The sequence below is a fragment of the Cloacibacillus sp. An23 genome (genome assembly GCF_002159945.1).
Taxonomy (GTDB): domain Bacteria; phylum Synergistota; class Synergistia; order Synergistales; family Synergistaceae; genus Caccocola.
Genome location: NZ_NFJQ01000003.1, coordinates 223,819 through 240,998 on the forward strand (window position 1 = coordinate 223,819; position 17,180 = coordinate 240,998).

General features: G+C 65.8%; 18 protein-coding genes. All 18 read right to left on the reverse strand.

The features are described from left to right. Window positions 1-15 precede the first annotated feature (15 nt). Genes B5F39_RS04215 through B5F39_RS04300 form a run of 18 tightly spaced genes read right to left on the reverse strand, consistent with a single transcriptional unit; the run spans window position 16 to window position 17,180 of the window. Window positions 16-510: a cob(I)yrinic acid a,c-diamide adenosyltransferase gene (locus B5F39_RS04215; RefSeq protein WP_087364277.1), complete on the reverse strand. Its 495-nt coding sequence runs from the start codon at window positions 508-510 to the stop codon at window positions 16-18. Continuing rightward, window positions 511-1,872, reverse strand: a complete 1,362-nt coding sequence (locus B5F39_RS04220; protein ID WP_087364279.1) for a glutamate-1-semialdehyde 2,1-aminomutase — start codon at window positions 1,870-1,872, stop codon at window positions 511-513. It lies immediately after the preceding gene. Continuing rightward, window positions 1,872-2,846, reverse strand: a complete 975-nt coding sequence (hemB, locus tag B5F39_RS04225; protein WP_087364281.1) for a porphobilinogen synthase — start codon at window positions 2,844-2,846, stop codon at window positions 1,872-1,874. Before hemB ends, B5F39_RS04220 begins: the two co-directional genes overlap by 1 nt. After that, complete coding sequence (cobA, locus tag B5F39_RS04230; protein ID WP_087364283.1) at window positions 2,843-4,297, reverse strand: uroporphyrinogen-III C-methyltransferase; 1,455 nt, start codon at window positions 4,295-4,297, stop codon at window positions 2,843-2,845. Before cobA ends, hemB begins: the two co-directional genes overlap by 4 nt. Continuing rightward, window positions 4,297-5,187, reverse strand: coding sequence for a hydroxymethylbilane synthase (hemC, locus tag B5F39_RS04235; protein WP_087364285.1), 891 nt, complete (start codon window positions 5,185-5,187; stop codon window positions 4,297-4,299). The genes cobA and hemC overlap by 1 nt, the downstream gene beginning before the upstream one ends. Further along, the gene (cobK, locus tag B5F39_RS04240; RefSeq protein WP_087364287.1) at window positions 5,184-6,416 is read right to left on the reverse strand and encodes a precorrin-6A reductase; all 1,233 of its coding nucleotides are present in this window, start codon (window positions 6,414-6,416) and stop codon (window positions 5,184-5,186) included. The genes hemC and cobK overlap by 4 nt, the downstream gene beginning before the upstream one ends. 1 nt (window position 6,417) lies before the next feature. Continuing rightward, entirely contained in the window at window positions 6,418-7,137 is a 720-nt protein-coding gene (gene cobJ, locus B5F39_RS04245) for a precorrin-3B C(17)-methyltransferase (protein WP_087364289.1), read from the reverse strand. Next, on the reverse strand, window positions 7,134-8,279 hold the full coding sequence (locus B5F39_RS04250) for a hypothetical protein (RefSeq protein ID WP_087364291.1): 1,146 nt from the start codon (window positions 8,277-8,279) through the stop codon (window positions 7,134-7,136). The genes cobJ and B5F39_RS04250 overlap by 4 nt, the downstream gene beginning before the upstream one ends. Next, the gene (locus B5F39_RS04255; protein ID WP_087364293.1) at window positions 8,276-9,220 is read right to left on the reverse strand and encodes a cobalamin biosynthesis protein; all 945 of its coding nucleotides are present in this window, start codon (window positions 9,218-9,220) and stop codon (window positions 8,276-8,278) included. The genes B5F39_RS04250 and B5F39_RS04255 overlap by 4 nt, the downstream gene beginning before the upstream one ends. Beyond that, complete coding sequence (gene cobM, locus B5F39_RS04260) at window positions 9,217-9,972, reverse strand: precorrin-4 C(11)-methyltransferase (RefSeq protein ID WP_087364295.1); 756 nt, start codon at window positions 9,970-9,972, stop codon at window positions 9,217-9,219. The genes B5F39_RS04255 and cobM overlap by 4 nt, the downstream gene beginning before the upstream one ends. Then, a complete protein-coding gene (cbiE, locus tag B5F39_RS04265; protein WP_087364297.1) occupies window positions 9,969-11,207 on the reverse strand; it encodes a precorrin-6y C5,15-methyltransferase (decarboxylating) subunit CbiE in 1,239 nt (412 codons plus the stop codon). Before cbiE ends, cobM begins: the two co-directional genes overlap by 4 nt. Before the next feature lie 12 nt (window positions 11,208-11,219). Further along, on the reverse strand, window positions 11,220-12,311 hold the full coding sequence (gene cbiD, locus B5F39_RS04270) for a cobalt-precorrin-5B (C(1))-methyltransferase CbiD (protein ID WP_087364299.1): 1,092 nt from the start codon (window positions 12,309-12,311) through the stop codon (window positions 11,220-11,222). Next, complete coding sequence (locus tag B5F39_RS04275; RefSeq protein ID WP_087364301.1) at window positions 12,298-12,906, reverse strand: precorrin-8X methylmutase; 609 nt, start codon at window positions 12,904-12,906, stop codon at window positions 12,298-12,300. Before B5F39_RS04275 ends, cbiD begins: the two co-directional genes overlap by 14 nt. 39 nt (window positions 12,907-12,945) lie before the next feature. After that, window positions 12,946-13,851, reverse strand: a complete 906-nt coding sequence (locus tag B5F39_RS04280) for a hypothetical protein (protein ID WP_087364303.1) — start codon at window positions 13,849-13,851, stop codon at window positions 12,946-12,948. 3 nt (window positions 13,852-13,854) lie between these two features. Then, window positions 13,855-14,544 (reverse strand): precorrin-2 C(20)-methyltransferase, encoded by a 690-nt coding sequence (locus B5F39_RS04285; RefSeq protein WP_087364305.1) that lies wholly within the window; start codon window positions 14,542-14,544, stop codon window positions 13,855-13,857. Between the two features lie 4 nt (window positions 14,545-14,548). Continuing rightward, window positions 14,549-15,412, reverse strand: a complete 864-nt coding sequence (locus B5F39_RS04290) for an ABC transporter substrate-binding protein (protein ID WP_087364307.1) — start codon at window positions 15,410-15,412, stop codon at window positions 14,549-14,551. Further along, window positions 15,379-16,161, reverse strand: coding sequence for an ABC transporter ATP-binding protein (locus B5F39_RS04295; RefSeq protein ID WP_087364309.1), 783 nt, complete (start codon window positions 16,159-16,161; stop codon window positions 15,379-15,381). Before B5F39_RS04295 ends, B5F39_RS04290 begins: the two co-directional genes overlap by 34 nt. Further along, window positions 16,158-17,180 carry an iron ABC transporter permease gene (locus tag B5F39_RS04300; RefSeq protein WP_087364311.1) on the reverse strand — a complete coding sequence of 341 codons (1,023 nt, stop codon included), beginning with the start codon at window positions 17,178-17,180 and terminating at the stop codon, window positions 16,158-16,160. Before B5F39_RS04300 ends, B5F39_RS04295 begins: the two co-directional genes overlap by 4 nt.

The following is a 17,180-nucleotide window of genomic DNA, read 5'->3' on the forward strand; positions in this document are numbered from 1 at the left end:
TTATCCACCGCCGTTTCAGTATTCTATGCCTTCGCGCGCGGGGACTCCGGCGTCGAAGAAATGTTTGACCTTTTCCATGGAAGTGACGAGCCCCGCGCGCTCCACAAGCTCGCGCGGCGCGCGGCGGCCCGTCATCACTATTTCGGTATTTTCGGGGCGTTCGTCCAGAAGCGCGAGCACCTCGTCCGTGCTCACGCATTTATGGCGCAGTGCGGCCATTATCTCGTCGAGCACGAGCAGGTCGGGCGCGCCATCTTTGAGCACGCGCTCCGCCTCTTTGAGCAGCGGGCACGGTTTTGAGCACGGGCCGCTTTTGCGTCCCATCGGGCACTGCGTCACGGGCAGGCCGATTTTTTCAGCCATGACGTGCTCGCCGCAGCGCTCGGCCTTGAGGAACTGTATGACGCGCGCTTTGTGCCCGTGTCCGAGCGCGCGCAGGCAGAGGCCGAAGGCCGCAGTCGTCTTGCCTTTGCCGTCGCCCGTGTATATCTGGACTTCGCCCCTGCGCATTTAGAAGCCGTCCGACTCTATCGTCGTCTTCGCCGCGTCGAGGAAATATTCTATATCCTCGTTCGTGTGCGCGGCGCTGAGGAACATCGCCTCGAACTGCGACGGGGCCATAAGCACGCCGCGCGCGAGCATCCCGTTGAAGAACCGCGCGTAGCGCGCCGTGTCGCATTTTTTCGCGTCGGCGTAGCTGTATACGGGCGTTTCGGAGAAAAAGACCGTCGAGAGCGACTCTATGCCCTGCACGAAGGCGCGCAGCCCTTTTTCCGCGAACATCGTCGCGAGGCCCGCGCCGAGCGAGGCGCGCAGGTAGTTGAGGTCTCTGTATATGTTCGGGTTGTCGCGCAGCGTCTTGAGCGTCGCGAGCCCTGCGGCCATAGCGAGCGGATTGCCTGAGAGAGTCCCGGCCTGATAGACGGGACCGAGCGGCGCGACGCAGCTCATCACGTCGCGGCGTCCGCCGTAAGCGCCGACCGGGAGGCCGCCGCCGATTATCTTTCCGAAGGTCGAGAGGTCCGGCGTCACGCCGAAGTAGCCCGAGGCACAGTTTATGCCGAGACGGAAGCCAGTGATGACCTCGTCGAATATCAGCAGGGCGCCGTAACGCGCCGTTATCTCGCGCAGCCTTTCGAGGAAGCCTTTTTTCCCTGGGATCAGCCGTCCGCAGTGAGTATGCTCCTCCCACTCGCCGCAGGCGGGCACTGGGTCGTATCCCTCTTCGGGCAGGACGACGCCCATGTTCGCCGCGACGGGCTCGACTATGACGGCGGCGATGTGCTCGCCGTGTTCGGCGAATATTTTTTCAAGCCCGTCTGCGTCGTTGTATGCGCAGGTCAGCGTCGTCGCGGCCGTGCCGCGCGTTACTCCCGCGCTGTCGGGCTGGCCCGCGGTCGCGAGGCCGGAGCCCGCCTTGACGAGCATCGAGTCCGAGTGTCCGTGGTAGCAGCCTTCGAACTTCACGACGAGCTCGCGTCCCGTGAAGCCGCGCGCGACGCGCAGAGCAGAGAGCACCGCCTCCGTGCCCGACGAGACCATGCGCACCATCTCGACGCCGGGGACGAGCGAGCAGACGAGCTCCGCCATCTCGACCTCGGCCTCGGTCGGCAGGCCGAAGCTCGCGCCGCGCTCGGCGGCCTTCGTCACGGCCTCTACGATAGGCTCGTAGGCGTGGCCGAGAATGAGCGGCCCCCACGAGCCGATGTAGTCAGTGTATTTCTTTCCGTTTTCGTCCCAGAGGTACTGCCCTTTGGCGCGCGACGCGAACACAGGCGTGCCGCCGACGCTTCTGAATGCGCGGACGGGGCTGTTGACGCCTCCGGGGATCACGCGCTCGGCGCGCGCGAAGAGTTCCGCGTTGCGGTCCATTAGAGGCGGCCCTCCTTCATCATCTTCGCGAGCTCGGGCGCGAAGTAGGTGACGATTATGTCAGCGCCCGCGCGCGCGAGGCAGACGGCGCTCTCCGCGACGACGCGCTCCTCGTCGAGCCAGCCGTTCGCCGCGGCGGCCTTTATCATCGAGTACTCGCCGCTGACGCAGTACGCGCCGGTCGGCACGTCGAAGGCGTCTTTTACCTTCGAGAGCACGTCGAGGTAGGGCAGCCCCGGCTTCACCATTATCATGTCCGCGCCTTCCTCGATGTCGAGCTCCGCCTCGCGCAGAGCCTCGCGCACGTTGCGCGGGTCCATCTGGTAGCTGCGGCGGTCGCCGAAGGCCGGCGTCGAGCCCGCGGCCTCGCGGAACGGGCCGTAGAAGGCCGAGGCGTACTTGACGGCGTAGGAGAATATTATCGTCTCGTCCATTCCCGCCGCGTCGAGCGCCTCGCGTATCGCGCCGACGCGCCCGTCCATCATGTCGGAGGGAGCGACGACGTCGGCCCCGGCCTGCGCCTGCGAGAGCGCCGTCTTCGCGAGCAGTTCGACCGTCGGGTCGTTGTCCACCGTCTCGCCTTTGAGCAGTCCGCAGTGTCCGTGCGAGGTGTACTCGCAGAGGCAGACGTCGCACATAAACGTCATCTCGGGGAAATTTTTCTTTCCGACGCGAAGCGCCTGCTGGATAACGCCGTTCTCGTCCCACGCGCCGCTTCCGCATTCGTCCTTATGCTCGGGCAGGCCGAAGAGAAGTATCGACTTTATTCCGGCGTTCGCCGTCTCTTCGAGGAATTTCGGGAATGTGTCGGGGCTGTAGCGCTTCTGTCCCGGCATCGCGGGGATGTCTTCGATTATGTTTTTGCCCTCGCGTATAAAGACCGGATAGACGAGCATCGACGGGGAAAGCCTCGTCTCCGCCGCCATGTCGCGTATCGCCGCCGTTCTTCTGAGCCTGCGCGGTCTGAATATCATCTTTCATCGACCTCCAGTGTTTTTATCAGTGAATCGAGGGTCGCCTTCGCGGCGGTCCTTATTTCTTCAAAGCCGTGCCTCGCCGCCTCTTCCGCGGTCTGCCGCCCTATGCAGCAGGCGGTCTTCACGACGGGTCCGCCGAAGGCCGCGACGAAGCCGCGCACCGTGGACGCGCTGGTGAAGAGCGCCGCGTCCGCGTCTTCCGGCAGCGCCGCGGGCTTTTCGTATGTTGTCTCATAAAGCGCAAATTCTGTAAAGTCCGCGCCAGCCGCGCGAAGATGCTCCGTCAGCTCGGGCGAGCCGTCCTTCGCGCGAAGCATTAAAATTTTGCCGCCCGCGGCGAGCGGGGCTAGGCCGTCGGCGAGCGACGCGCCGTCGTAGACCTCGGGCACGTAGTCAACGGCGAGGCCGCGCGCGCGAAGGGCTTCGGCGGTCGCTTTGCCTATCGCGGCTATCTTCGCGCCGCCCGTCTCGCGCACGTCGCGCCCCTCTTTCGCGAGAAGTTCGAAGAACGTTTCGACGCCCGTCGCGCTCGTGAAGCCTATCCACGAGTATCCCGAAAGCGGCGGCAGTTTCACGTCGAGCGCGCGCGTCGATATGCAGGGGCACTCGACGACCTCGGCGCCCTTCGCGCGCAGCTTCGCGGACAGTTTTCCCGCGCGTCCGCGCGGGCGCGTGACTATGAGCTTGCGCCCGGAGAGCGGGAGGAATTTCTTCCATTCAAATTCTTTTCCGAGAGCCGCGACCGCGCCGACGATTATGACGGCGGGCGAACGAAGCTCCGCGCGCGCCGCGATTTCGGTCAGAGTGGCGAGCGTGCCTTCTATGCGGCGCTGGCGCGCCGTCGTGCCGCGTTCTACGGCGGCGGCCGGAGTGTCGGGGGACATGCCGGCCTTCGTGAGAGCCGCGCATATTTCGGGAAGCGCCGAGGCCCCCATGAGGAAGAGCAGAGTTCCGCCGAGGCGCGCGAGCGCGGCGTAGTCGGTGTCGGCTATGCCGCCCTCCTTCGTGTGCGCCGTGATTATGTGCAGCGAGGCGGCGAGGCCGCGGTGCGTGACGGGGATGCCCGCCGCGGAAGGCGCGGCTATCGCCGAGGTCACGCCAGGCACGACCTCGAACTCGATATTTTCTTTTTTGAGCGCCTCGATCTCCTCGCCGCCGCGTCCGAAGACGAATGGGTCGCCGCCCTTGAGGCGCACGACTTTCTTTCCTTCGAGCGCTTTCGCAACGAGTATCTTTTCTATCTCGCGCTGCGGCACGGGGTGGCGTCCGCCCTCCTTGCCGACGTTTATCTTCTCAGCGTGCTCGGGCATCATCGCGAGCACGCCGTCACCGACGAGCCTGTCGAAGACTATCGCGTCGGCCTGCTCCATCACCTCGCGCCCGCGCAGCGTGAGCAGCCCCGCGTCTCCGGGGCCCGCGCCGACGAGCCAGACCTTTCCGGCGGTCATCACTTTCCCTCCTTCAGACGGCGCGCGAGCGCGCGCGCCATTTCTTCGGCTTCCTCGGGAAGTCCCGAGACGGAGCCTTTCGCGTATATCCCGTTCGCTTCGTCGGCGTAGAAGCCGCGAAGCGTCATCTTTCCTTCTTTTATCTCAGCGTATGCCCCGACCGGCGCTGTGCAGCCGCCGCCGAGCTCCGCGGAAAATCCACGCTCGGCGAGCGCGCAGAACGCCGCGTCCGAACAGCGCACTGCGTCCAGATAGTCGCAGCTCTCGCCCGCGCGTCCCTGGCAGGCCATGATTCCCTGCCCGGGCGCGGGGATTATCTCGTCCACCGTGAAATATCTGGAAATCCTGCCGTCGAGGCCGATTCGCTTAAGTCCGGCCGCGGCGAGCACGAGCGCGGAGAACTGCCCCTCGTCGAGCTTGCGCAGCCGCGTGTTGACGTTTCCGCGCACGGGCTCGACGCGCATGTTCGGGAAGAGCTTCGCGAGCTGAAGGCGGCGGCGCGCCGACGAGCAGCCGAGCGGCAGAGCTTCGGAAATTTCCGCGACGCCACCGGGAAGCACGAGCGCGTCGCGCGCGTCCTCGCGTTTCGAATAGGCCACTATCGGCAGCTCGTCGTTCGGATACATCGGCACGTCTTTCAAGCTGTGGACGGCGACGTCGATTTCGCCGCTGCGCAGCGCATCTTCGAGCTCCTGCGTGAAGAGCCCCTTTATGCCGAATTTATCGGAAGCCTCGGAAAAGGGCTTCATGTTCACGTCGCCCGTCGTCGTCATCGGCACGAGCTCGGCGCGCAAATCGGGGTTAGCGGCCTCGACCGCCTCCATAACCAGGCGCGTCTGCGCGAGCGCGAGCGCGCTCTTGCGGCTTCCGAAACGGATCACTCTTGTCATTTCGATCCCTCTTCTTCCAATTTCGACTTTTCTTCCGCGACCCACGCGGGCCACACTTCGCGCAGACGGCCGGCGAGGCGGCGCGTCAGCCTCGGCGAGAGCGCGCCCGCCGACACGCTGACGGCCGTCTCGCCCTCCGTCACGAGCGACGGGAAATAGAACGAGCATTCCTCCGCCGCGTCCGCGACGCTCACGTGTACGCCGGCGGCCTTCGCCTCCGCGCCTATCTGCGCGTTGAGCGCGCGGTCGTCCGTCGCGGCGATTATGATGAAAGCCCCCGCGCCGTCGGAGGTCTCCCATTTTTTCCTGTGGAATATGAAGCCTTCGCCGTCGAAGCCCCCGGCGAAATCCGGCGCGACGATGTGGACCTCCGCGCCGCATTTCGCGAGAGTGCGCGCGCGGCGCAGAGCGACAGCCCCGCCGCCGGCTATGACGGCCTTTCTTTTTTCTATGTCCGTGAGCATCGGGAAGAGCGGCGGACGCGGAGCGCCGAGCCTGCGCCGCAGCAGAAGCAGCGCCTCGCGCGCCGTGTATCCCTCTTCGTCCGCGCGCCCGACGACTATGAGCCGCGCGCCCGTTTCGCACGCGGCCTCTATTTTTTCCGGCATTCCGCCAGCCGCGCCGCCGTCCTTCGTGACGAGCACCGTCGCGCCCGTCATGCGAAGCAGCTCGGCGTTCATCGTTTTCGAGAACGGGCCGCGCATCGCGATGATCTGTCCCGGCCCGAAGCCGAGCGACGCGCAGCGCTCTATCACTTCCTTCGACGGAAGCACGCGCGGGAAGAGCCGTTCGCGGTAATCGTGTACTTTTGTGAAAACGTCGAGCTCCTTGCTCCCCGTCGCTATGAGCGCGCGCTCTTCGCACTTGTCGAGCAGCTTGGCAGCTTCGGCGCAGCTTTCGACGACTACGGCGTCCCCGGGCAGAGGCGTGCGCTCGCGCGCGATTCTCATGTAATCCGCGCCGGTTTCTGCGCAGGCCTTTTTTATCTCAGCGGTCACGGCGCGCGCGTAGGGATGCGTCGCGTCGGCGGCGACGGTTATTTTCTCCGCGCGCATCAGCGAAGCCATCTCCGCCGCGTCCATGCGCCCAGTCCTAACGTCGAGACCCGGCGCGTCGTGAAGCACCTCCGCGCCGTACTCGGTCGCGACGCAGCATATCATAGGCAGGCCGCTTTCGGCTATCTCGCGCGCCTCGGTCGTGCCGCCGAAGAGCAGGAGCTTTTCCTTCATGCTAATCCTTGTAGCCGCGCGGCGTTACGAGCCGTCCGCCGAGCTCGCGCGTCGAGCTGTTGCCTATTATGACGGTGCAGAACATGTCTATCGGGGCTTTCGGCAGCTCGCCGAGCGTCGTGACGCCGTGAGTCTCCCCGTCGCGCCCCGCGTTGCGCACCCAGCCGGCCGGCGTCGAAGCGGGCTTTTCATCCATTAATATCGCGCAGGCGCGCGCAAGGTGCTCCGGCCGCCCGCGGCTCGCGGGGTTGTAGAGGCATATAACGAAGTCCGCCGCGGCCGCCGCGCGAAGGCGCTTCTCGATAAGCTCCCACGGCGTGAGCAGGTCGCTCAGACTTATCACGGCGAAGTCGTGCATCAGCGGCGCGCCGAGCACCGCCGCCGCGGTCGAGGCCGCCGTCATGCCCGGCACTATCTCTACGTCGGCCTGTCCGTCGGCTATCTCGAGCATGATTCCCGCCATGCCGTATACGCCGGGGTCGCCGCTCGAAATAAGCGCGACGGTGTGCCCGGCCTTTGAAAGTTCGAGCACCTTGCGGCAGCGCTCCGTTTCTCCCTTCATCGGCGAGGCGACGAGCTCCTTGCGTCCCTCGAAGAGCGGGCGCACCAGTTCTATGTAAGCCTTATATCCGATTATGATGTCACATTTTTCGAGAGCCGCGAGCGCGCGCGGCGTCATCTGGTCCTCGTTGCCCGGACCGAGGCCGACTACGTAAATCATCCTCTCGCCGCCTTCGCGAGCGCGCTGTAGCAATTTTTAGCCATGTCCATGTCCACCTTTTCCTTCAGCGAAAAAAGAAGCTTGTTTATCATGTTGCGCGACGCTTCGCGCACGGCGTCGCTGTCGCAGGCCGAGCCCGAAAGCTCCGCCGCCATCTCGCGCTCCGCGAAGGAGCGTATCTCCTCTATCATCGGCATACACTCGTGGATGTGGTGCCACTCGTAGAAGCGCGCGATGTGTTCCTCCATTATGCGCTCTATCGTCTCTCGCAGCTCCGCGGGCAGCGCGTCGCAGCCGAGCGAGTCCATGTCGTAGAGCGTGACGCGCTCCATCGCGCCTATCGCGGGCTCCACGTCGCGCGGCACGGCGAGGTCGGCTATCACGACTCCCTCCGCGCGCGGCGCGAAGTCCTTCGCGAGCAGGACGTAGTGCGGACTCGCCGTCGCTCCGATTATCACGGAGCTTTCGCCCGCCGCCTCATAACGGTCGTCATATGAAATTATTTCGACGCCGCGCGGCGGCTTCGCTCCGTCCTTGCGGCAGCGGCGGCGCGTCATGCGGACTTCCGCGCCCTCCGCGACGAGCATCGAGGCGCAGAGCATCCCTATCTCTCCGCTGCCGATGACGAGCGCCCGCGCCCCGGCGAGGCCGCCGAGCGATTCCCTTATCCGGCGCACCGCGCGCTGCGCGACGGAGGTCTCGTGCGGATGTTTCTTGAACTCCGTGCGGATGTCCTTGCCCGCCGTTATCGCGCCCTGGAAGAGGCGGCTCAGCGTCGGGCCGCAGCTTCCGGCCTCGCGCGATGCGGCGAGCGCCTTCTTCATCTGTCCGAGTATCTGGTCCTCGACCGGGATCTGCGAGCGCAGCCCCGCCGCGACCTCGAAGACGTGGCGCACGGCCTCCGCGCCCTCGAAGAAAAAGAAATCCGCGCCGCCGCGCGCCTCGCGCAGCAGCTCGCGCGGGTCTTCGTCGGCGAAAACGAAGAGCTCCGTCCTGTTGCAGGTCGAAAGCAGGATGGCCTCGACGCCGCGCTCCTTCATCGCGCGCATGAAATCCCCGGCCGCCGACGCGGTGAAGGCGAAGCGCTCGCGCGTGTCGAGCGCCGTTTCACGCTGGTCGAGGCCGGCCGCCATAAGTCTCATTGAACCTTCCTCCTGTGTTTCGCGAGCGCGAGCGTTACGCCCGGATAGACGGCCTTGCCCCTCATAAGGACGCCCATGCCGGCGGCGAGCACAGCGGCGCGTTCGCACACGCAGCCGACGCCCGTCTCGCGCTCGACCCTCTCCGAATATGAAAAACGTCCCGGCGCGCCGCGAAGCTCTTCCGCGCCGTAGGTCACGAACGGGACTTTATATTTTTCCGCCAGCTTTATGATCGCCGGTTCGTCTTTCTTGATGTCTATCGAGGCTACGGCGGCGAGCGAAAGCGGCGAAACTCCCGCGCCTTCGAGAAAATCTTCCGCGTCCGCCGCGAGCGCCGCGAAATCCGCGCCGCGCTTGCAGCCGACGCCGAGCGTCAGGACGCGCGGACGCAGCCACAGCGTCACGGGCCACGGCGCCGGCTGCAGCTCGTCCGTCACAGCGACGCCTATCGCGCGCCCTTCGAGAGCCGCAGATGAAATGTATTTTATAGCGCGGACGTTCTCGACCGCGCAGTCGTTCGCGACGGCCCACGAATCGACCGCCGTCACGCCGCGCACGTCGGTCGCGGTCGTCACGACGGCGCGTCCTCCCGTCATCGCCGCAATCTTCCTCGCGATCTCGTTAGCGCCGCCGAGATGTCCCGACAGGAGCGACACGACGTTCTCGCCTGCCTCGTCGAGGACGACGACGGCGGGGTCCTCCGCCTTGCTTTTGACGAACGGCGCTATAGCGCGCACAGCGATGCCGCAGGCCGAGACGAAGACGAGCGCGCCGCAGTCCGCGAAGCGTGCGCCGGCCCACTCGGTCAGGCTTGGCTCGATGACGCGCAGCCCTTCGCGCGCGTAGCGGGCCGGAGCCCAGACCTCCGCGCCTAGGCCGCGCGCGACGCGAAGCGCCAAAGCTATGCCCTTTTCGGAAAACGCGGCGACGGCGGCTTTCATTCCGAGGCCTTGCGGAAGCCGTGGGAGAAATGCTTGTCGTAGAGCTTCGACAGCTCGTACTCGTCCCCCAAGAAATCTCCGACCATTATCAGCGCCGTGTTTCTTATGCCGGACTTCTCGGCCTCGGCGGGAAGCTCCGCGAGGTTCGAGCGTATCACGCGCTGCTCGGGCCACGAGGCTTTGTAGACCATCGCGGCCTTGGTCTCGGGCGCGTAGCCGCCCGCGACGAGCTCGGCGCAGAGTTCGCGCACCATGCCCGACGACAGGAACATAACCATCGAGGCGCGGTGCGACGCGAGCGAGCGTATCTTTTCCTTTTCCGGCACGGGCGTGCGCCCTTCCATGCGCGTGATGATGACCGTCTGGCTCACGCCGGGCAGAGTGTACTCGACGCGCGCGGCGGCGGCCGCGGCGCAGAAGGAGCTGACGCCCGGCGTCACGTCGTATTCGATGCCGAGCGCTTCGAGCCTGTCCATCTGCTCGCGTATCGCGCCGTATACCGACGGGTCGCCCGTGTGGAGGCGCACCGTGTCCACGCCGCTTTCTTCAGCCTCGCGGAATTTCTCGACGACCTCGTCGAGCGTCATCGAGGCGCTGTCGTATATCGCGCATCCGGGCTTCGCCATTGAGAGCAGTTCCTTGTTCACGAGCGAGCCCGCGTAAATTATCATGCCGGCCTCGCCGAGCAGCTTCGCGCCGCGCAGCGTTATAAGGTCCGGCGCTCCGGGGCCGGCTCCGACGAAATGTATCATTCCCGCACCTCTTTCTGAGCTCCGCGCGCAGTCGCGGAGAATATCGCGACGGGGTTCTGAGCGGCCATTACCTCGCTCTCCCCGAGTTTCTTCATTTTGCTGACGTTTATCTGAACGGCGTCGAAGTCCGCGAACTTTTCGCCGCCGAGTATCTCAGAAGCGATTCTGAAAGTCTTGAGCGTCACGGCGGAGACCACGACGCGCGCGCCCTCGAACTCCGCGGCGCGCGAGAGCAGCTCCGGCAGCTCGTTGCCCGAGCCGCCTATGAATATGTGCGTCGGACGCGGAAGTCTGCCTATCGTTTCGAGCGCGGCGCCGCGGTGCAGCGTCACGTTGAAGAGTCGGAACTTTTTGACGTTCTCGGCCTCGAGCGCGTGGGCTTCGCCGTTCACCTCGACGGCGTGGACTTCGCCCTCGCGGCATATCATCGCGGCCGCGACGGAGATCGAGCCCGTGCCCGCGCCTATGTCCCAGAGCACGGAATCCTCCGCGAGCCCGAGCTTCGCGAGCGCGACGGCGCGCACTTCTTCGCGCGTCATCGGTACTTTCGTGCGTATGAAATCCTCGTCGCGCGGCAGCAGCTTCGGCTCCGGCGACGGATCGGGGTTGACGGCGAGCACGATTGAAAGGCCGTCGAAATCTTTTTGCGCGAGCTCCGAGGGCCGTCCGCGAGTCACGCGCTTGTCCGCGTAGCTGAGCCGCTCGCCGACGGTCACCGTCACGTGGTCCAGGCCGCGCGAGCCGAGCAGTTCGCAGAACCAGCGCGGATTTTTATCCGTTCCGCAGAAGAAGGCCGTTGTCCTGTTCCTGTCTACGGTTGTGAGGATCTTCGCCTCGCTGATGCCGCGTCCGTGGCCGGACAAAATTTTCACGCTCTCCCACGTTTCGGCGGCCTCGGCGCAGAGGCTCTGGAGCGAGCTGATTCCTGGCAGAACTTCGAGCGCCGCGCCGGGGAAGCGTTTTTTGAGCAGCGGCATGAGGCTGTATATCCCGGGGTCGCCCGATACTATCACCGCGACGTCGCCGAGCTCGAGCTCGCGCGCGATTTCCGCGAAAGTTTCGTCGAATCCGCGCAGAGGCACGGCTTTCGCGCATTTTCCGGCGAGCGGCAGATGGCGCGGCGCGGCTACGGCGCAGCGGCAGCGCGCTATCGTTTCGCGCGCCGCGGCCGTGAGCTGCGACGGGTCGCCGGGCCCGGCCCCTATAACGTAAAGTCTGTTCGTCCTCTCCGTCATCGCGCGCCTCCTTTAATTTATCTCTCTCAGCGCCGCGGCGAGCGCCTCTGCGCCGTCGCTGACGCCTAGAATTTTTCCGTCGTTGTCTACGAAGGCCGCCTCGGCCGGCATTTCACCGAACGACCTGTCGGTGCAGCGCTTCGCCGTGATGCGCGCGAGCGCCGTCCAGAGGCCGTCGAGGCCGTTGTCGCGGACGATGCGCATAGCGTTCTCCGTCGTCACGCATTCGTAGAGCTCGCGCACTAGCGCCGGCGAAGCTCCCGCAATGGCGGCCTGAGTGCAGAGCGCTTCTAGCCGCCCGTCTCCGGCGCGGTTGTGCGTGTTGAAGGTCCCCGCCGCTACTTTGAGAAGTTTTCCAGGATGTCCGCAGAGCAGCGCGCGTTTGAAGCCGAGGCGCGCGGCCTCGTCGAGCATATAGCCAACGTAGTTGCCGCACTGCACGGCGCATCGTCCCTCGAAGCCGAAGGCTTTGCGCATCGCCTGCTCGCCGGTGTTGCCGAAGGAGATCGCTATGATTTCCTGCCCCGCCGCGGCGTGCGTGTTGAGCTCGAGCGTCAGAGATTCGAGTATGGATTCCTCGTTCATAGGGCGCACGATGCCGGTCGTCCCGAGTATCGAGATGCCGCCCGTCACGCCGAGGCGCGGGTTGAACGTGCGCTTCGCCGTCTCTTCGCCGCCGGGCACGGAAACCGTCACCTTCGCCGCCTGCGCGCCTATGACGGAGCGCAGGGCTTCGGTTATCATCGCGCGCGGCACCGGGTTTATCGCGGGCTCGCCGGGCGGAATTTTGAGTCCCGGCAGAGTCACGGTGCCGACGCCGGGGCCTCCGGCGAACGTTATATCTCCGGCCCCTCCGCCGAGCTCGACCTCGGCGATTATCGTGAGGCCGTCGGTCGCGTCCGGGTCGTCGCCGGCGTCCTTCACGACGCCGCAGCCGCGCGGCGCGTCGAGCACGGGGATGGTCAGCACGCGTCCTTCCGGCGTCGTTATCTCTACGGACTGCGGGCAGACGCCGTTCAAGAGCTTCAGCGCCGCGCCCTTCGCCGCGGCCGCCGCGCACGAGCCTGTCGATATTCCTTCGCGGAGATTTTTATTGTATGCCATAGAGCAGAGCGTTCACTATAGCCGAGGCGACCGTCGAGCCGCCCTTGCGTCCCATCGCCGCTATGTACGGCACGTCCGTGCGCACGAGAAGCTCCTTCGATTCTACGACGTTGACGAAGCCGACCGGCACGCCTATGACGAGCGCCGGCTTCGCGCGCCCTTCTCTGATCAACTCGCAGAGACGTATCAGAGCCGTCGGCGCGTTGCCGATCGCGAATACCGCCTCGGGCGTCTTCTCCGCGGCTATCTCCATGCTGACGACGGCGCGCGTCACTCCGCGCGCCTGAGCCGCTTCGCGCACCTCGGGGTCGGCCATGCGGCAGACGACCTTGACGCTGAAGCGCGACGCGGAGATTTTATTTATCCCCGCCGCCGCCATGTTCGTATCTGTGACTACCGTTGCTCCTGCGGCGAGCGCGCGGCGCGCGTTCGCGACTGCGCCGTCCGAGAAGCGCAGATTCTTCACGAAATCGAAATCCGCCGTCGTGTGTACGACGCGCTTCACGACCGCGAGATTCTCCTCCGGCCCCGTCCACGGCCCCATCTCGGAACCGATTATCCTCATGCTTTCCCGTTCTATCTCTTCGGGTCTCATTTTATAAAACACCTCTCGTTCCGTACAATTTACCAAACTCTACATAATTTCCGCGGCGAGCGGAAGCGCGGCGGCCGCCAGCGTCAGCAGCGCGAAGAACGAAGTCGTCGCGAAATTCCAGAAGAGCAGGTCCTTAGCCATGTCTCTGGAAAAAAGTCCGAAATAATATCCAGCGTTCGCGCGGAAGAGCCGCGTCACGATGCCGAGGCTGTTCCCGAACAGCAGCGCGAACACCGCCTGCGCCACCGTCAGCTCGCCCGCCGCGAGGCTTCCGCCCGCGAGAGCGAGCGCCGCCGAAACGTGCGCTATCGAGGCCGCCGCGACGGTCAGCCCCGCGAGCGGCAGGAAGGCCGTGCCTCCGAGCAGCCATTCGCGCAGCGCGTTCTCGGCCCACGGCACGAGCGCGTAGGCGACGGCGTAGAAGAACCAAGCGACGGGCAGAGTCTTCAGCATACGCTTGCCGAACTTCACCTTGCGCGCGGAGCTGGCGGAACTTTCGGTCAGCTCTCCGCTTTCGCCCTCGCCGCGCCGGAGTATCGCCGCGAGCAGCACGAAGCGCGCGGCGCTGCGCGCGAGCAGAGTCGCGCCGAATATCGCGCCGGGCAGCCCCGCGAGCGAGACCGCCATCACCATCGTCGAGGGCCAGCGGTGCAGGTAGGCCGGGAACGAGAGCATCAGAGTCCCCCATTTCGCGGGGCGCTCGGAAATCCGCCCTTCGTTCAGAGCCGAGGCGATGACAGCCGCGCCGGCCTTCGCCGAGCCGAGGCTTATCGTCAGCGCCATGCCGAGCACCGGGCCGATGCCCGCGCGCCGCAGCAGCGGCAGCAGACGCTTCATGAGCCTGTCGGCGAGTCCGCTGCGTATGACCGCGAGGCCGACTGCGAGCCCGGCCAGTATGTCGAAGGTGAGCCGCAGCTCGCCGCGCAGCAGGCCGCTCCAGTCCACGCGCTATCTCCAGAGCAGAAGGACGGAGAGGTATTCCTCCGCAGCGCCGAGCGCCGCGCCGCCCTCTATTATCCTTTCGTCGGGCAGCCCTGCGCGGTCGACGCGGATCATGCGCCGCCACGGGCCGCAGGCTTCGACCGTCTCGCGCAAAGCGCCGCCGAGCGCGCTCGGCTTGTAGAGCGCCGCCGAGTCCGCTGCCGCGAGCGCTTTCTTTATCTTTTCCGCGTCGCCGGTGCAGGGGATTATCGAAAGCACCTCCTCCGCCATCGCGATGAACCTGCCCGCGCACGAGGCCGCGAGCTGATGCGCCGAGATGCCCGGCACGAGCGCGAGCTCAAGCTCCGGCACGAGTCCGCGCCAGACGTCGAAAAGGTACGAGCCCGTCGCGTAAAGCGCCGAGTCCCCGATGACGGGCAGAGCAACGTTCTCCGCGCCCTCCCAGAGCGCGCGGCTCTCCTCGAGCTGCTCGCGCAGCTTCGAGTCGCGCTTCTCCGCGTCGCTTATCATCGGGAAGAGCAGAGGCAGAGTTTTTATTTCTCCGAGATTTTCCAGCACTGCGAGCTCGGCGACTCCGGCCTTGCCGTCCTTCGCGCGCGGCACCATCACGAGGTCCGCCTCTTTAAGCGTGTTCAAAGCCCTCAGCGTCAAAAGGTCCGGCGCTCCGGGGCCGATCCCGACAACAGTAAGTTTCATAAGTTCACTCTCCGTAAAATATTTTTATCAGCATCGCGCCGCCCTCTTTCAGCCCGGAAAGCGAAGGGCGGCTCAGAAGATACTCGGGCACGATGGCGGTCTTCACATTTTCGAGCGCGCGGCTCCACGGGCGCGAGCGCAGCGATGCTTCGTCCGTCGCGTTCATCGGCCCCTGCTGTACCAAGTACACGTCGAGGCCGGAATTTATGGTTTCGAGCACGCGCTCGAGGCCCCACGGCGCAATCGAGCTCCCGGCGCGCAGCGGCTTCGCCTCCGCCGCGGCGTTGCGCCCGCCCGCGAGCGCGACGAGATGCGCCGCCCACGAGTCGGGCGAGCAGGTGTGAAGCTCGCGCGCAGTCGCTTCGACGAAGACGAGCGGGCCGCGCCCGCGCGACATTTTCGCCGCCGCGTCCGAAATTTCCGCGCGCGCCTTCGCTAGCTCCGCGACCGCTTCGTCTGGCGAAGTTCCCGCAAGCTCCGCTATCTTCCTCAAATAGTCCTCGAAGCCCTCCCACTTCGGCGGGTCTATCACTTCGACGCGGACGCCCGCGCGTTCGAGAACTTTCTTAAGCTCCGGGTTCTGGCTGTCGGCGAGCGTGCGCGTCAGCACGAGGTCGGGGCGCAGCGCGAGCAGAGCCTCCGGCCCCGCCTTCATCGAGAAGCGCGGCACGCCGGGAAGAATTCCTTCGCGGTCGTTTTCGGAAATCCCGATGAGCTTCGCTCCCGCGCCGAGCGCGGCGACGTTGTCCGTGTGCCCCGGATAAAGCGAGATTATGCGCTCGTAAGCCTCCGCGCGCTGCGCCGCGGCGAGCGCGGAAAATATAAGGACGAAAGCTAAAGCGAGAAACTTTTCGCGGACGGATGCCATGCGCGCCCTCCCTCCTCGGAAACGTATTTTTTGAACTCTATGCCGTAGAGCGGCGCGAGGATGTTTTCGTCGAGCTCCGAGGCCTCTCCCTGCGCCGCGAGCCCGCCGCCGCGCAGCGCGATGAAGCGGTCGGAGAACGGTATCGCGCCGTTGATGTCGTGAGCCGCGACGACGACTGTGCGCCCCTCCGACGCGAGCGCGCGCATGATGGAGAAGATGCGCACCGACTGGTTCGGGTCGAGCGCTGAGGTCGGCTCGTCGAGCAGGAACACCTCCGGCTCCTGCGCGAGCGCGACCGCGACGCAGACGCGCTGCTGCTCGCCGCCCGAGAGCTCCGATGCGCGGCGGAAAAGCAGATGCGAGACGCCCGCGCGCTCCGCGGCGCGAAGCACAGCCGCGTCGTCCTCGCCGCTGAGCTTCGAGAACAGTCCGCAGTACGGCAGGCGGCCCATCGCTATGACTTCGTAAACGGTGAACGGGGTCGTTATCTTCGTCTGCTGCGGCACGAAGCCGACGGCGCGCCCGAACTCCGCGCGCGACATCGAGCGCAGCTCGCGCCCGTCGAGCGCCGCGCTGCCGACGTAGCCGGCGATTCCTCCGAGAAGCTTGAGCAGAGTGCTCTTGCCGCTGCCGTTCGGCCCGATCAGCGCCGTCAGCGCGCCTCCGCGGATTTCAGCGGAAAACCCGTCGAGCACCTTCTTGCCGCCGTAGCCGCAGGAGACCGAGTCAAGTACGAACGAACCGTTCACGCGCCGCGCCTCCTTCCCGCGAGTATCCAGCAGAAGAACGGGCCGCCGATGAGCGCAGTTATCACGCCGACCGGAAGCTCGCCCATTTTCTGCGCGAGGCCGTCCGCCGCCGAGAGCAGCAGCGCGCCGCCGAGAAAGCTGAAAACGAGCAGAGGCCTGCTAGACGGGCCGAGAAGCGTCCGCAGCAGATGCGGCACGACGAGGCCGACGAAGCCGATGATGCCGAAGCAGCTCACGGCGAGCGCGGTGGCTATCGATGCAAAGAATAAAAGCGTCCTGCGCAGCTTCCGCTCGTCCACGCCGAGCAGCTCGCCGCGCCCCTCGCCGAGCGAAACGGCGTCGAGCTGCCGTCCGCAGACGAAGGCGGGGATAAAGACGAACGCCGCCCCGGCCCACGCCATGAGCGCCGAGGTTGGCGAAGCTCCCGACAGGCTGCCCATGAGCCAGAGCACTATCGCGCCGAGCTTGTCGTCGGCGATGGCTTTAAGGAACGTCACGCCCGCCGAGAGCACGGCGTTCGCTATGATGCCCGCGAGCACGATGTAGGCTCCGCCGCCACCGCTGCGCCACGCGATGACGCCGACGAGCCAGAGCGCGAAGAGCGCGCCGGCGAAGGCCGCCGGCATGACGGCGAACGAGCCGAAGAAAAATCCGAGAGCGCCGCCGAAGGCCGCGCCCGACGCTATGCCGAGAGTGTAAGGCTCGGCGAGCGGGTTCGAGAGAAGCCCCTGGAGCACGACGCCAGAGACGGCGAGCAGCCCGCCCGTTCCCGCCGCCGCGAGAAAGCGCGGCAGACGCACCGAGCGCACGACGAGAGCCTCGGGCGAAGACAGATCCTCGCCCGAGAGGAACGGAGAGATAAGCTCCGCGACGCGCGCGAGCGGTATGTCCCACTCGCCCTGCGTGACGCGCCAGACCGCTGTGAGCGCGAGCAGCAGAAGCATGGCGAGGCCGAGCCTCGTCCGCTTCGCCGCCGTCTCGCGGCGGTACCGTTGCAGTTCGCGCGCGGAGCCTTCCAT

Bases quoted from the DNA above. Each gene is read 5' to 3' on its own strand.
- B5F39_RS04290 (WP_087364307.1), bottom strand. From the start codon at position 15,412: ATGGCATCCGTCCGCGAAAAGTTTCTCGCTTTAGCTTTCGTCCTTATA.
- cobA (WP_087364283.1), bottom strand. From the start codon at position 4,297: ATGACCGCCGGAAAGGTCTGGCTCGTCGGCGCGGGCCCCGGAGACGCG.
- hemB (WP_087364281.1), bottom strand. From the start codon at position 2,846: ATGATATTCAGACCGCGCAGGCTCAGAAGAACGGCGGCGATACGCGAC.
- B5F39_RS04300 (WP_087364311.1), bottom strand. From the start codon at position 17,180: ATGGAAGGCTCCGCGCGCGAACTGCAACGGTACCGCCGCGAGACGGCG.
- cobM (WP_087364295.1), bottom strand. From the start codon at position 9,972: ATGATACATTTCGTCGGAGCCGGCCCCGGAGCGCCGGACCTTATAACG.
- cbiE (WP_087364297.1), bottom strand. From the start codon at position 11,207: ATGACGGAGAGGACGAACAGACTTTACGTTATAGGGGCCGGGCCCGGC.
- hemC (WP_087364285.1), bottom strand. From the start codon at position 5,187: ATGACAAGAGTGATCCGTTTCGGAAGCCGCAAGAGCGCGCTCGCGCTC.
- B5F39_RS04275 (WP_087364301.1), bottom strand. From the start codon at position 12,906: ATGAGACCCGAAGAGATAGAACGGGAAAGCATGAGGATAATCGGTTCC.
- B5F39_RS04215 (WP_087364277.1), bottom strand. From the start codon at position 510: ATGCGCAGGGGCGAAGTCCAGATATACACGGGCGACGGCAAAGGCAAG.
- cobK (WP_087364287.1), bottom strand. From the start codon at position 6,416: ATGAAGGAAAAGCTCCTGCTCTTCGGCGGCACGACCGAGGCGCGCGAG.
- B5F39_RS04220 (WP_087364279.1), bottom strand. From the start codon at position 1,872: ATGGACCGCAACGCGGAACTCTTCGCGCGCGCCGAGCGCGTGATCCCC.
- cbiD (WP_087364299.1), bottom strand. From the start codon at position 12,311: ATGGCATACAATAAAAATCTCCGCGAAGGAATATCGACAGGCTCGTGC.
- B5F39_RS04250 (WP_087364291.1), bottom strand. From the start codon at position 8,279: ATGAGACTTATGGCGGCCGGCCTCGACCAGCGTGAAACGGCGCTCGAC.
- cobJ (WP_087364289.1), bottom strand. From the start codon at position 7,137: ATGATTTACGTAGTCGGCCTCGGTCCGGGCAACGAGGACCAGATGACG.
- B5F39_RS04285 (WP_087364305.1), bottom strand. From the start codon at position 14,544: ATGAAACTTACTGTTGTCGGGATCGGCCCCGGAGCGCCGGACCTTTTG.
- B5F39_RS04255 (WP_087364293.1), bottom strand. From the start codon at position 9,220: ATGAAAGCCGCCGTCGCCGCGTTTTCCGAAAAGGGCATAGCTTTGGCG.